This window comes from Gordonia sp. 'Campus' (assembly GCF_022206305.1).
Lineage (GTDB): Bacteria > Actinomycetota > Actinomycetes > Mycobacteriales > Mycobacteriaceae > Gordonia.
In genome coordinates this window covers 67,672-80,993 of the sequence record NZ_JAKOIW010000011.1, presented here as the reverse complement: position 1 = coordinate 80,993, position 13,322 = coordinate 67,672, and the positions used below count along the sequence as shown (strand labels likewise).

Here is a 13,322-nt window from a genome sequence, read left to right as displayed (position 1 = left end):
ACAGGGGGGAACTCAGTGTCCGAAGACCGCCAGTCCGTGTGGGGTGCCTCGCGATTCGCCCGGCCGGGCGACGGCTGGGCCGGCGTCGGCCGCGGCCTCGCCGAGGTCGCCGCCGCCGTGAGTGAACACCACCACGGTGCGCCTCTCCCCGGCGGCGACCCCGTCGCGGTCCTGGCCGGCGTCACCGCGCTGCTGGGCCCGCACGGCATCCCCGAGAACGGGATCGGCGAGTCCGAGGCCCTCGAGCGGTTGGCACGGCTCGTCGCCGAGTACGGACTCGACCTCACCCATCCCATGGCGGCCGCCCACCTGCAACCGGCGCCGCTGTCGGTTGCGGTCGCGGCCGATGCCCTGGCCAGTGCGACGAATGCCTCGCTGGACACCTACGACTCCGGCCCGGCCACACTCGCGCTGGAGACCTGGACCGTGCAATCACTCGCCCGCCTGGCCGGTTTCGGCGAACATGCCGGCGGCGTCTTCAGTCCCGGCGGGTCGATCTCGAATCTGCTGGCGCTCATGATCGCTCGTGATCACACCGCGGCACGACGCGGAATCGACGTCCGACAGGACGGTGTGGGCGCACTGCCCCGGCCGGTCGTGTTCTGTTCACGTGTCGCCCACTTCTCGGTTCACCGTGCCTGCGCGGCACTGGGTCTCGGCGAGTCCGCGGTCATCCCGGTCGAGGTCGACTCGCACCACCGCATGATCCCGGAGGCCCTGGAGGCAGCGATCCGCGCCGCCGGTGCCGTCACGCCATTGGCGATCATCGCGACCGCGGGCACCACCGACTTCGGCACCGTCGACCCGCTGACGGAGATCGCCGACATCGCCGAACGCCATGAGATCTGGATGCACGTCGACGCCGCATATGGTTTCGGCTCCCTGTTCTCCGACCGGCTCGCCGGCCTGCTCACCGGCGTCGAGCGCGCCGACTCGGTCACGCTCGACCTGCACAAGGTGGGATGGCAGCCCGCGGCGGCGAGCCTCATGCTCCTCTCGGATGCCAACCGCTTCGTGTCCCTCAACCGTTCGGTCGCCTACCTGAACCCCGACGACGACGTCGAGGCCGGTTACAGCGGGCTCCTGGGCCAGACCCTGCAGACCACGCGCCGACCGGATGTGCTGAAGGTCGCGGCCACCCTCATGGCCTACGGCCGCCGCACGCTCGGCGAGATGCTGGAGAAGTGCAACGACCTCGCCGTGTACGCCGAGCAGCGTGTCGCAACCGAACTGCAGCTCGAGCTCATCGCCCCGGTCACCCTCACCACCGTGGTGTTCCGGTACCGGTGCAGCGACCTCGACGCGGTCAACGGCGAGCTGCGCCGCAGGCTCATCACCGACGGCAAGGCGCTCATCGGGCGCACCCAGGTCCGGGTTCCCGGCGAGGACGAACCCCAGACGTGCCTGAAGCTGACCCTGCTCAATCCCGAGACCGCCGAGAGCGACATCGACGACCTGTTCGACGAGCTCCTCCGTGTGGCGCTCGAGGTCGAGTCCGAAGGCAGCGCCGCACCCGGCGGATCAGCCCCAGCCGGCGGCGCTCGTTCCCACACAGAAGAAATGGTGAGAGTACCCGAATGACCCGTGTTGAGACCGTAGATGTACTGGCGATCGGTTGCGGCCCTTTCAATCTGGGCCTGGCCGCGCTCGCCTCGACGCTGGACGACGTGAACCTGCTCGTCGTCGACTCGCGTGACGAGTTCCGGTGGCACCCGGGTCTGATGTTCGACGACGCCACCCTGCAGGTGAGTTTCCTGTCGGACCTGGTGACGCTGGTCGATCCCACTCACCCGCTGTCGTTCCTGAACTACATGGCCGACATCGACCGCATGTACCGATTCCTGGTGCGGGAGGACTTCTTCCCCACCCGCATCGAGTACGAGGCGTACCTGCGGTGGTGCGTCGACCGGTTGGACTCGCTGCGCTTCGGGACCACGGTCGACGAAGTCGTGTGGGATGCCGACGCCGACGCCTTCCGCGTGACCACCCGGTCCGGAGACGTCGTCTCGACGGTGATCGCCGAGCACGTGGTGGTCGGCATCGGCACCGAACCCTTCGTACCGCAGGCGCTCTCGTCGGATTCGCCCGCGGTGGTCCACAGTTCCGAATACCTGTTCGTTCAGGAGAAGGCACTCGCCGCCGACACCGTGACCGTCGTCGGCTCCGGTCAGTCGGGCGCCGAGATCGTCATCGACCTGCTCGAGTCGAACCTGCGCGGAGGGCCGGCGGTTCGCTGGTGGACACGCACCCCGTGGTTCGCGCCGCTGGACTTCACCAAGTTGTCCTTGGAGATGACCACGCCGGCGTACATGGAGTACTTCCACAGCCTGCCCGAGGCCGCGCGCGATCGTATTCGACCGCAGCACTGGCAGTTCCACAAGGGCGTCTCGACCGACACCCTCGAGCGGTTGCACGACCTGCTGTACCGCCGACAACTGCAGGAGAAGCTGAACCCGGTGCAGCTGCGGATCTCGGTCGAGGTCGAGGGCATCGACACCCTGGCCGACGGCAAGCTGCGCGTGCGCGGACGCCACCTCGACACCGGTACGGAACTCGCCCACACCACCGACATGGTCATCGCCAGTACCGGCTACCAGGCCCGTCGGGCCGACTTCCTCGCTCCGATCGATTCACTGTTGCACCGTGATTCGCGTGGACGCCTGATCATCGGCGCCAATCACGAGATCGAGACCGACGACGCGCTGACCAACCGCATCTTCGTGGCCAACGCGGAGGAGCACGCGCACGGCGTCTCGGCCCCGAACCTCGACATCGGTGCGGTACGCAACGCCCGCATCCTCAACACCGTCCTCGGCCGCGAGGCCTACCGCGTGCCGAAGCACACCGCCTTCACCAGCTTCGGCGCCTCGGACGACGACGACATCGTCACCTCGTAGCACCCCAGTCCGGTCCACCACGGCCCGATCCGCCTTGCGGGTCGGGCCGACGGCGTTCGTCGAGGCACCAAGGAGCCCTTCGTGGCTCGCTGCGCTCACACCTCAGGGAGCAGAGGTCGACCGGCCCCGCAGGCGCACTACTCCGCTCCCTGAGGTGCGAGGAGCGCAAGCAACGCCATCCCGCTCCCTGAGGTGCGAGGAGCGCAAGCGACGAGCCTCGAAGGGTCCCGAACACGAACTCGCCCTCCGTAATCCACGGAGGGCGAGTCGGGTGGAGCGGGATCAGCTGGTGGCGGCCGCGAACGACGGCTTCAGCAGGTCCAGGACGTACGGGATCGAGTTCGGCGACGGCGAGTTGAGGCCGGTGATCTGCGACTGGGTCATGAACGTGACGGCGTTGTCCTGCACGGCCTTCAGGTTCTTGTAACCCGGAAGGTTGCGCAGGGTGTCCGCCTGCTGCGGGGTGGCCGTCGCGATGATCAGCACGTCGGCGTCGAGCATCGGGACGTTCTCGGTGCTCAGCGCGAATCGCGGCTGGCCGGTGCGCTGGTACTCCGCGACCAGCTTGGGCGCCATCTTCATCCCCAGATCGGTGAACAGCTTTGCCGCACCGTCGTTCTCGTCACCGAGGACGGAGATCTGATCGTTGCCGTACATGAACGCGAAAGCGTAGGTCTTGCCCTTCAGCCCGGGGAACTCCTCGCCCACGGCGGCGACCTTGGCCTTGGTCCCGTCGATGATCTCGGTCGCCTTCTCCGGCTCGTGCAACACGGTTCCCATCACGGTGACCATGTCCTGCCAGGGATCGATCTCCTGTCCGCTGACGGAGTTCACCGTCGGGGCGAGCTTGGAGATCTGCTGGAACTCGGGACTGTCGGAAGCGAAGCCCGGGGCGAAGATCAGATCCGGGTTCAGCTTGGCGATGGTCGTCGCATCGTCGCCCTTGGTCGGGTCGACGAAGGTGGCGTCGGCGAGCTTCTCGCCGTACCAGGGCTGCAGTTCACCGGTGGCCGACTTCGAGTAGTCGTAGTAGCCGGCCGGGGTCACGCCGAACGACAGCGCCACGTCGGTCCACTGATCGCCCAGTGTGACGATCCGCTCCGGGGTGTCCGGGATGGTGACCGATCGGCCGTCGGGCAGGTTCAGCTGGACCGAGCCACCCTTCGAGTCGTCCGAACTCGAACAACCGGCCACCAGGCCCGCGAACAGGAGCACGCTCGCGATGAGCGCGCCGAGGCGATGTCGTGAAGTCACGTGAAGATCTCCCAGGTTGTCGGTGTCGTTCGATGTCAGAGATGCCCGAACCACGGCCGGTCGTCGACGACCGGCCGGGAACGAGACGGATGGAGTCAGGTGGTCAGAGCGAGCAGGGCAGCAGGAGGAAGCCGGCGATGGTGCAGACGCTCTTGTTGGACAGCTTCCACTTGTCGCCGGTCCAGACCCAGGTGAGCGCCCGGTTCTGGCTACCGCGGCCGACGATGCTGATCTGCAGCGGTGCGGTCATCGTGGTGCCGTTGAGCTGCACCGGGTTGACCATCTGGTAGCTGAGCCCCACGTTGCCGTAGGTGGTGATCGCCGCTGCGACCGCGTCGATCTGGCGCAGGGCCCGCTCGCCGCCCTCGAGCTCGGAGGCGCGCGCGGCGCGACTGCCCCGTGAGTTCATGACGGTGTTGACCTTGGTGTTGAGCTGTCCCGGCGTCAGCGCGGTCGGTCCGGCCGCGGCGGCGGTCTGTTGCGGGGGCGCAGTGGTGGCGCCCGGCGCAGGTGCGGGAGCGGGCGCGGGTCCGGCTCCGACGGTGCCGCCGCTCTCGGGGACGTTCTCGGCGGCGGGTGCCGCAGCCGGTGCCGGTGCACCAGCAGGCGCGGGCTGTCCCGGCGCGGCGGCCGGCTGCTGGCCGGCGACGGCCTGCTGCGGCAGCGCTGACTGCGCGGAACCCAGGTTGACGACGGTCGGTTGCGCGGCGTTCGCGGAGTCGTTGCGCTCACTCACGACGATGCCCACCACACCGATGGTGACGACGATCGCGGAGATGATGGCGGCGACGCCTGCCGACGCAAGCACGGTGGGAATGCTGATCCCGCCCGACCGGCGCGACGAACCCGTGTCAGGTTCGTGGTGTTCGCCCACGTACGGGTCCTGGTAGTTGACGTCGTTGCTCATGTTGCTCTTTCTCCGTGTATGTGTTCGCCCCCGCCGAGCCGACGGCCACCCTGTATATTGCGGCCCCCGACCTCGGATTACAAGGCAAGCCTAAGCTCGCTCCCCCGTCAGGTCGACGGGAGGGCCTCCTGAAGCACCTCGTCGAGCGTCGCCACGAACCGCTCGGCATAACCGGGAAGGGCCTGCGAGTCGGTCACGACGCCGAACGTGGTGGTGTGTCCGAGGATCAGGGTGGTCACCGACAGCGAGTAACCGGCCAGCGGCGACAGTGGCGTCAGGGTGACGATGGACTTCCCCAGCACCGACCGCACCCGGGAGAATCCCGGGTTGATCCCGATGTGGATGTCGGGGTGCATGTGCGACATCGACGCGTTCACGATGGCGCGCTGCAGGCCCCACACCGGCGCGCGCGGCAGGTCGTCGGCGGCGGCCAGGAACAGCTCCGGCCTCCGCTCGGCGATTGTCGCCAATTCGCTTCGCGCACGGTCGATCTGACGGGACAGGTCGGGTTCGTTGCCGAGTAGGTTGAGGAGCGCGACCGACACCGCGTTACCCGTGTGCCGGAACTCCTCGTCGAGGGTGACGGGCAGCGTCACGCGGACGACATCGGCCTGGGGGGAAGCGGGCGGGTTGAGGCTGATGGCACGGCCGATGGCGGCGAGCAGGAACTCGTGGACCGTCGCGTCGTTGCGCTTGGCCGCCTTGCGCAGCGTTCGCGTCGATGCGGTGTACAGGGCGTGTTCGCGCTTGCCCGACTTCGTGAGCGCCGGCCAGGCACGCTTCTTGCCTCCCCCGGCCGCGTGCTGGTCTCCGTAGGCGGCCTTGGCCTCGGTCAGCTTCTCCGGGTCGATCCCGCTGATGCGGAAGCGCGGGCTCGTCGCGAACCGCTCGAACTCGGCGAGGTCCTCGGGCCCGCCGTCGGCGAGCAGTGCCGCGAAGGCCGCTCCCGCGATGCCGTCGGAGATGCTGTGGTGCACGCGCAGCAACAGCCACTGGCCGACGCCCTCCGCGCCCGCCGACGGGGTGAACACGGTGATGTCCCAGAAGGGGCGCGGGCGGGGCAAGGGGCTCTCGAGGAGCGCCGACACCCGTCGCTGCAGGTGGGCCCGATCCATGAACCCCGTCTCGGTGACGTGAAGGCCTGCGTCCCACCCGTCGTCGGCGAGCACGACCTCGGGTTTGCGCCACCGCCCGTTGCGCACGCCCATGCGGAAGATGTCGAACAGTCCGGCGCGCTCCCGGACACGTGCGCGCACCTCGTCGAGACCGAGCAACTCGCCCTCGGTGTCGAGCTGCAGGATCATCGACCAGTGCATCGGCGCACTGTCTTTGTCCATGTGCAGGTAGGTGTGGTCGGGCCGGGCGAGTTCGGTCACGCGAGAATCGACCGGAGCGCTGACTGGACTGTTCATGGATGACCGCCTGGGAAGAGACGACGCGTCACAGCGTCGGGGTGTCGGAACCGGTGGACCCGGTCGGGACGAACATGGCCTGGTAGCGCTCGGTGTCGGGCTTCATCGCGGCCGCGACGAGCTCCCACAGCACCTCGTCGGTGCCGCCACCGACCCGTGCGAGTTTCATGTCCCGCCACCAGCGCTCGATGGGTACACCGGTGTCGAGGTATCCGATCCCGCCGAAGATGTGCAGGCACTCCGACGCGACCTCTTCGCCGAGATTGGCCGCGGTGGCCTTGAGGGCCGCCGCGGTCCGGAGGTTGATCTTGCCCGCGGCGGCGACACCGTCGAGTGAGTAGCTCAGCACGTCCACACGCGCCTGCAGGTCCGCGAGACGCAGCCGGAGGGCCTGGTGGTCGTAGAGCCGCTTACCGAACTGTGTGCGGTCCATCATCCGGGCCAGCGTCACCCCGATCATGACGTCGCAGGCTGCGGCGATCTGGGCGGCCACCGAGTACCGCTCGTGCGCCAGTCCCCAGCTGATGACCGCCAATCCGGTTCCGGGACGGGCGATCAGCGCTTCCTCCGGAATCCACGCGTCGATCGTGACGGGTGCGGTGTCCAGCGGGCCGGCGCCGAGTTTCCGGTAGGGCTCGCCCACCCGCACCGACTCGATCGGCACGGCGGCCAGAGCGACGTTGCCGCCGGTCTCGGGTCCGTCCTCGACGCCACGGCAGACCACGAACACGTGGTCTGCGATCGGCGAGAGCGACACGAACTTCTTGTGCCCGACGACGCGGTAGCCCCCGTTCTCCGACATGATCCGCGTCTCGGAGTTCTGCAGGTCCGACCCGCCCTGCTCCTCGGAGGCACCGATGCACAGCACGACCTCGGCGGTCATCGCGCGCTGGGCGAGATCCTTGAGGTGGTCGTTGCGTCCGAAGCGCCGGAGGATGGCGATCGCCGAATCATGCAGGCTGACACCGACACCCATCGCCGCCGACCCCAGCGAACCCAGCCGGCGGCCGAGGGCGAAGTGATCGTGCAGATCGGTGAGCTTGCGGTCCTCCCACTTGCGGGTGAAGACACCGGCCTCGCCCAGGTGTTCCAGGAGCGGGCGCGGGAAGTGGTGATCGCGCTCGGCCTGCTCGGTCCAGGCGGTGACCTTCTCGTCGAAGGCGGCGTCGAGCAGTTCGGTGTAGGACTGCAGTGCGGTGTCGAGGCTCATGTCGGTTCGGGTCATCTCAGGCCGGGGTGCCGGCCTTCAGACGAATCAGGTCCTCGAGATCGCCGACGGTCTTGGACTCGAACAGTTCGCGTTCGGACAGCTTCACACCGAGACGTTCCTCGATGGCCACGACGCCGATGGCGAAGGCCACCGAGTCCAGACCGAGGTCGTCGATCAGCCGCGAGTCACGGCTGACGTCGCCGAGCGCGAGGTCGAGGTCCTCTTCGAGGATGCCGCGCAGGGCTTCGGTGATGTGGTCGGACATGTGGTGACTCCTGAGATGGTGGTGTTCGGTCGAAAGTATCGGGTGATCAGCGCGGGACCACGTACGGGGCGACGCTGCCCAGCTTCTCGCACGTCTCGGTGAACTCGCGCTCGGGCGTGGACTCCGCGACGATCCCCGCCCCGGCACGCAGCCACGCGCCCGCACCGGAGGAGAAGATCGTGCGCAGCGCGAGGGTTGCCTCGAGTTCGCCCGTGGAGGACACGGTGAGGATGGCGCCCGAGTAGAGGCCACGACGTCGCGGCTCGAGGCGGTCGATGGCCTCGACGGCCGGCGTCTTCGGGATGCCGGAGGCGGTGATCGACGGGAACACGACTTCGAGTGCACGCCAGGGCGTCTCGTCGTCGGCGAGAACACCACGGACCGTCGATGCCAGGTGCTGGACGCTGCCGCGCTCGCGGACCTCCATGAACTCGCTGACCGCCGTGGTGTCCGCGGCGGCGATGGAGGCGATCTCGTCGAAGCAGGCGCGCACCGACATCGCGTGCTCGGCGATCTCCTTGGAGTCCGACAGCAGCTCTGCCCGCGCGGCCGCGTCCTGTTCGGCCGAGACCCCGAAAGCGCGTGTGCCGGCGAGCGGTTCGGTGACGACCGTCCGGTCGTCATGCACCGCGACGACGAGTTCGGGACTGAATCCGGCGGCCTGGAGGTCGCCGAGAGACAGCAGATAGCTGCGTGCGGGGTTGTTGTCGGCGCGACCGCGGACATAGGTGGCCGGGATGTCGACCTCGAACGGGATGTCCACGGCCCGCGAGAGGATGACCTTCTGATACCGGCCCGCGTGGATCTCGGCGACCGCGGTGGCCACACGTCCGCGATAGTCATCGGGGTCGGCGCCCACATCGACCGGTCGCGACTGGGTGGACACCGTTGCGGTGGAGGCGATCTCGAGGAGTCGACGACCCTGATCGGACGGGGCCGACCCGGTGTCGACGCCATCGGCGTCGACGAAGGCCTCGAACTCGGGAACGATGAGGTGGGCGAGCACGGTGTCCTCGGGAACCCGGTCGAGGATGCCGTGGTAGGGCGCACAGAAATCGAACCCCACCCAGCCGTACACCCGCCAGTCCGGGATCGAGAGGGACGCGGTCGCCTCGGCGAGCGCATCGGCGGGATCGCCCTGCCAAGCAGTGGTCGTCCGGTTGCCCTGGTCGTCGACGATGACCTCACCGCGGGTGATCACGACGCGAGCCCGGACACCGGCCGCAAAGGTCCAGCGACGGTCGCGCTCGTAGACGACGTGATCACCGAATTCACCCGAGGCCGCCCAGGCGGCGGTGATGCGCGCCGCGTCGGACTCGCTGAGCGGCGACGCCGGCGCCAGCAGGTCGACGAACTCCGCGGTGTGCGATTCGGTTGTCAGCGACATGTCCTTCGTTCCTCCGGTCGTGATGCACTCGAGCACCGATGATCTTAGGGAATCTTAGGGCAGCCTAATCAAACCAACCCCCCGGGGTCGAGAGCGGGCCCCACGCACACGCTCCGACCGGTAAGGTTACCCTATCCTGGCTGTGTTTGAATGGCATCATGCCGACGCACCTCGACCCCGTGACCGACCTGCTCGACGGCTTCGCACCGCACACCGATGCCCAGGCGCAGCTCTACCGAGACGCGAACATCTTCCGTGACCGCCCCCTGTTCGCCGCACTCGATCTCGTGGCCGAACGGACACCGGACGCCCCCGCCGTCACCGATGCCTCCGTCGACGGCCCTCGCACGCTCACCTACGCGGAGTTCCGTACGGAAACAGCTCGTCGGGCCGCCGGTTTCGTCGACGCGGGGCTGCTGCCCGGACAGCGCGTCGTCCTGCAGCAGAACAATTCGCTCGACTTCGCCGTGACGCTGTTCGGACTGCTCCGCGCGGGCATCGTCCCGGTGATGACGCTGCCCGCCCATCGGATCACCGAGATCGCACATCTCGCAGCCGGTGCGGACGCCGTCGCGTACATCACCGAAGACGGCCGCCGGGGATACGACTTCCGCGATCTCGCAACCGAACTGCAGACACGCGTGCCCGGAATCGCCCAGGTGTTCGTGGCGGGCGACCCCGGGGCTTTTCGCCCGCTCCCCGACGCCGACCCCGCCGTCGTCGATCTCCCGACCGACCCGGACCCCGACCTACCCGCACTGTTCCTGGTCTCCGGCGGCACCACCGGACTCCCGAAACTCATCGCGCGCACGCACAACGACTACGACCTCAACGCCCGTTTGTCGGCGGAGATCGCGGAGCTCGGCCCGGACGACACCTACCTCGTGGCGCTACCGGCCGCCCACAACTTCCCACTCTGCTGCCCCGGCCTCCTGGGAACGTTCGGCGCCGGCGGACACGTGGTCTTCGCCGACAATCCCAGCCCGGACAACACCTTCGACCTCATCGAGCGACATCGGATCACCGTGACCGCCCTGGTGCCTGCGCTCGCCCAGCTGTGGTGCGCCGCAACCGAGTGGGAGCCCGCGGACATCAGTTCGCTCCGGCTGCTGCAGGTCGGCGGAGCCAAGCTGGCGCAGCCCGACGCGGAGGCCCTCGACGCCGCGCTCGGCGACGTCGTCCAGCAGGTGTTCGGCATGGCCGAGGGACTCATCTGCTACACCCGCCTGGACGACCCACGTGAGCTGATCCACGAGGTGCAGGGCGCGCCGATGTCGGAGCTCGACGAGGTACGCGTCGTCGACGAGAACGGCGCCGACGTTCCCGACGGCGAGGAGGGCGAGCTGCTCGTTCGCGGCCCGTACACGATTCGCGGGTACTACCGGGCCGATGCACACAACGAGAAGTCCTTCACTCCCGAGGGCTTCTACCGCTCCGGCGACAAGGTCACCCGTCTGGCGTCGGGCCATCTGGCGGTGACCGGCCGCATCAAGGACACCATCGTGCGGGCGGGTGAGAACGTCGCGGCCGACGACGTCGAGGAGAACCTGCTCGCCCATACCTCGATTCGGCAGGTCGCCGTGGTCGGCCTCCCCGACGACGCCCTCGGCGAGAAGATCTGCGCCGCGGTCGTCCTGTCCCACGAGCACCCGCCGGCCCAGCCGCTCGAACTCGCGACACTGCGCACGTTCCTCGCCGAGCGTGGACTCGCGTCGTTCAAGCTCCCCGACGTGGTCCGCATCGTGACGACGCTGCCGGTCACCGCCGTCGGGAAGATCGACAAGAAGGTGCTCCGCGAGACCTTGCTGTCCGCCGGCTGATCCCGGCGCCGTCACTCGCGGCCCGCTCGCTCCGCTCCCGGCGCCGTCACTCGCGGCCCGCTCGCTCCGCTCCCGGCGCCGTCAGACAGGCGCGAGCGTCACGACGCCCGGGTGGGCGTCGATGTAGTGCTTGGTGAAGGAACACACGGGACGCAATCGCGCCCCTTGATCCCGGGTGTAGTGGATGACGGTGCGGGTGAGCCGGGTGGCGAGCCCGTGACCACTGTATTCGTCGTAGAGCACGGTGTGCAGGACAGTGATCGTGGTCTGGCCGTCGACGGTCTCCGTCGAGTAACCGACCACGCCCACGAGGTCGCCCGCGACCCAGAGTTCGAACCGGTCCCGGTCGGGATTGTGCACCACCTGCGAGATCTGCTGCAGGATCGATTTCGCCGACTGCGGTGGCCGCTGGCGATACTTGCGTCGCACCTTTCCCTCCTCACTCCGAGATCCGTTCACCGCGCCACCGGACGTCGGTCGGCGTCCGGCACCGATCAGACGTCCTGTGATTCGGGTCACACAGTACCTTACGGAACCGTAACTGCCGAGAGGCACGCCTCGCCGTCTCAGATCGATACGCATCCACCTCCATGCGCGACCCACCCGGTGACCCGTTGTAGGGTGGCGAACGCATCACAACCACACCGCGGGGGCTCTCACGATCACCGAGGGCTGAGATGGCGACGGGCGGTCGCCGACCGCTCGAACCTGTCCGGGTAATGCCGGCGTAGGGAGATCGGCCATGGGCAGACCTGTATCCCGCACCCGTATGAGCAGCGCCGCCGGGAATCCGTCGTGACCGGCGGGACCGTCGTGGACGGTGTCGAGTTGTTGCCTTGCGCGGCACCGGGTTCGGTCCCGAAGCGGGTGCTGACCATCGCCGGATCGGACTCCGGCGGAGGCGCCGGCATCCAGGCCGACATGCGCACCTTCGCGATGCTGGGCGTGCACGGGAGCGTCGCCGTGACCGCGGTGACCGTCCAGAACTCCCTCGGCGTGACCGGTTTCCAGGAGATCGCCCCGAGCACCGTTGCGGCGCAGATCGACTCGGTGATGAGCGACATCGGCGCCGGTGCGGCCAAGACCGGGATGCTGGCGTCGGCGCCCATCATCGACGCCATCGTCGACCAGTGCGGGGCGAGTGGAATCGGGCGGGACACTTCGGTTCCGCTCGTCGTCGACCCGGTCTGCGCGTCCATGCACGGCAATCAGCTGCTCGCCGACTCCGCCCTCGGCACGTTGCGCGACAGACTGTTCCCGCTCGCAACGGTGGTGACACCCAACCTCGACGAGGTGCGGCTCATCACCGGGATCGACGTCACCGACACCGCGTCCCAGCGTGATGCCGCACGGGCACTTCTCGATCTGGGACCCCGGTGGGCGCTGGTCAAGGGCGGTCATCTGCGTTCGTCGGATCACTCGCCCGATCTGCTCTACGACGGCACGGAGTTCGTCGAACTCGATCACGAGCGCATCGACACCGTGCACGACCACGGGGCCGGGGACACCCTCGCCGCCGCCATCACGTGTGCACTGGCGCACGGATACTCAGTGCCCGACGCAGTGTCGTTCGGCAAGAAATGGGTGACGAGGTGCCTGGCCGCGGCGTACCCGCTCGGCGGCGGGCACGGTCCCGTGAACCCGTTGTGGCGGGTCAGCGGGCCCGCGACCGGACGCGCCTGACCGGGGCAACCGGTCAGGCGCGGTGGTCTCGACGCGTCAGACCGCTGTGGTGCCCAGCGCCTTGGACTTCAGGTGTTCGAACTCCTGCGGCGTGATGGCCCCGGAGTCGAGGAGCGCCTTCGCCTCGGTGATCTGCTGTGTCGGCGAGGTGCCGGCGACGGACTTGATGTACTCATCGGAGGCCTGCTTTGCCTCGCTGTACGCCTCGCGCTGACGCTCGGCCATGCCCTTGCCCTTGGCAAGGAGGTACACGATGGCCGTGAGGTACGGGAAGACGATCAGGAAGATCACCCATGCCGCCTTCTGCCAACCCGACGCCGCCTTGTCACGGAAGAGGTCGGCGATGATGTGCCAGAGGACGATCAGGTACGCGACGAACGCGAAGATGACGATGGTGTACCAGATGAAGTCCCAGAACGAGTCCCACATGGGATGTCTCCTTGGTCTAGAAGAAGTGGGATCGTTCGTAGTCGACCCCTGAACCGGT

At 68.2% G+C, this 13,322-nt stretch carries 12 protein-coding genes and 1 riboswitch; of the genes, 4 read left to right on the top strand and 8 right to left on the bottom strand.

The window, feature by feature from the left end; all coding sequences use genetic code 11:
* Positions 1-15 precede the first annotated feature (15 nt).
* Together MAY35_RS13300 and MAY35_RS13295 are read left to right on the top strand one after the other, a co-directional pair.
* Positions 16-1,581 carry an aspartate aminotransferase family protein gene (locus MAY35_RS13300; protein ID WP_238421761.1) on the top strand — a complete coding sequence of 522 codons (1,566 nt, stop codon included), beginning with the start codon at positions 16-18 and terminating at the stop codon, positions 1,579-1,581.
* On the top strand, positions 1,578-2,897 hold the full coding sequence (locus MAY35_RS13295) for a lysine N(6)-hydroxylase/L-ornithine N(5)-oxygenase family protein (protein WP_238421760.1): 1,320 nt from the start codon (positions 1,578-1,580) through the stop codon (positions 2,895-2,897). The genes MAY35_RS13300 and MAY35_RS13295 overlap by 4 nt, the downstream gene beginning before the upstream one ends.
* Positions 2,898-3,179: 282 nt before the next feature.
* Here the strand turns inward: MAY35_RS13295 and MAY35_RS13290 are convergent, their stop codons facing one another.
* The 6 genes from MAY35_RS13290 to MAY35_RS13265 form a co-directional block, all read right to left on the bottom strand.
* Positions 3,180-4,151 carry an ABC transporter substrate-binding protein gene (locus MAY35_RS13290; RefSeq protein ID WP_238421759.1) on the bottom strand — a complete coding sequence of 324 codons (972 nt, stop codon included), beginning with the start codon at positions 4,149-4,151 and terminating at the stop codon, positions 3,180-3,182.
* Positions 4,152-4,254: 103 nt separating this feature from the next.
* Positions 4,255-5,058 carry a hypothetical protein gene (locus tag MAY35_RS13285; RefSeq protein ID WP_238421758.1) on the bottom strand — a complete coding sequence of 268 codons (804 nt, stop codon included), beginning with the start codon at positions 5,056-5,058 and terminating at the stop codon, positions 4,255-4,257.
* A gap of 107 nt (positions 5,059-5,165) precedes the next feature.
* The gene (locus tag MAY35_RS13280; protein ID WP_238421757.1) at positions 5,166-6,470 is read right to left on the bottom strand and encodes a wax ester/triacylglycerol synthase family O-acyltransferase; all 1,305 of its coding nucleotides are present in this window, start codon (positions 6,468-6,470) and stop codon (positions 5,166-5,168) included.
* Positions 6,471-6,498: 28 nt separating this feature from the next.
* Complete coding sequence (locus MAY35_RS13275; protein ID WP_238421891.1) at positions 6,499-7,680, bottom strand: acyl-CoA dehydrogenase family protein; 1,182 nt, start codon at positions 7,678-7,680, stop codon at positions 6,499-6,501.
* A gap of 16 nt (positions 7,681-7,696) precedes the next feature.
* Entirely contained in the window at positions 7,697-7,945 is a 249-nt protein-coding gene (locus MAY35_RS13270; protein ID WP_238421756.1) for an acyl carrier protein, read from the bottom strand.
* Between the two features lie 46 nt (positions 7,946-7,991).
* Positions 7,992-9,332, bottom strand: coding sequence for a salicylate synthase (locus MAY35_RS13265; protein ID WP_238421755.1), 1,341 nt, complete (start codon positions 9,330-9,332; stop codon positions 7,992-7,994).
* A 158-nt stretch (positions 9,333-9,490) separates the two neighbouring features.
* Between MAY35_RS13265 and MAY35_RS13260 the strand changes: the two genes are divergently transcribed.
* Complete coding sequence (locus MAY35_RS13260; protein WP_238421754.1) at positions 9,491-11,152, top strand: (2,3-dihydroxybenzoyl)adenylate synthase; 1,662 nt, start codon at positions 9,491-9,493, stop codon at positions 11,150-11,152.
* An 81-nt stretch (positions 11,153-11,233) separates the two neighbouring features.
* Here the strand turns inward: MAY35_RS13260 and MAY35_RS13255 are convergent, their stop codons facing one another.
* Entirely contained in the window at positions 11,234-11,581 is a 348-nt protein-coding gene (locus MAY35_RS13255; RefSeq protein ID WP_238421890.1) for a GNAT family N-acetyltransferase, read from the bottom strand.
* 207 nt (positions 11,582-11,788) lie between these two features.
* Positions 11,789-11,903: riboswitch (TPP riboswitch) on the top strand.
* Between the two features lie 62 nt (positions 11,904-11,965).
* On the opposite strand from MAY35_RS13255, the gene thiD reads away from it, so the two are divergent.
* Complete coding sequence (thiD, locus tag MAY35_RS13250) at positions 11,966-12,835, top strand: bifunctional hydroxymethylpyrimidine kinase/phosphomethylpyrimidine kinase (protein ID WP_238421889.1); 870 nt, start codon at positions 11,966-11,968, stop codon at positions 12,833-12,835.
* A 36-nt stretch (positions 12,836-12,871) separates the two neighbouring features.
* Here thiD and MAY35_RS13245 read toward each other — a convergent pair whose 3' ends face one another.
* Positions 12,872-13,264 (bottom strand): SHOCT domain-containing protein, encoded by a 393-nt coding sequence (locus MAY35_RS13245; protein WP_238421753.1) that lies wholly within the window; start codon positions 13,262-13,264, stop codon positions 12,872-12,874.
* Between the last annotated feature and the right edge of the window lie 58 nt (positions 13,265-13,322).

Excerpts from the sequence above, each read along its gene's own strand:
- MAY35_RS13295 (WP_238421760.1), top strand. The coding sequence starts at position 1,578 with ATGACCCGTGTTGAGACCGTAGATGTACTGGCGATCGGTTGCGGCCCT.
- MAY35_RS13285 (WP_238421758.1), bottom strand. The coding sequence starts at position 5,058 with ATGAGCAACGACGTCAACTACCAGGACCCGTACGTGGGCGAACACCAC.
- MAY35_RS13280 (WP_238421757.1), bottom strand. The coding sequence starts at position 6,470 with ATGAACAGTCCAGTCAGCGCTCCGGTCGATTCTCGCGTGACCGAACTC.
- MAY35_RS13275 (WP_238421891.1), bottom strand. The coding sequence starts at position 7,680 with ATGAGCCTCGACACCGCACTGCAGTCCTACACCGAACTGCTCGACGCC.
- MAY35_RS13270 (WP_238421756.1), bottom strand. The coding sequence starts at position 7,945 with ATGTCCGACCACATCACCGAAGCCCTGCGCGGCATCCTCGAAGAGGAC.
- MAY35_RS13265 (WP_238421755.1), bottom strand. The coding sequence starts at position 9,332 with ATGTCGCTGACAACCGAATCGCACACCGCGGAGTTCGTCGACCTGCTG.
- MAY35_RS13260 (WP_238421754.1), top strand. The coding sequence starts at position 9,491 with ATGCCGACGCACCTCGACCCCGTGACCGACCTGCTCGACGGCTTCGCA.
- MAY35_RS13245 (WP_238421753.1), bottom strand. The coding sequence starts at position 13,264 with ATGTGGGACTCGTTCTGGGACTTCATCTGGTACACCATCGTCATCTTC.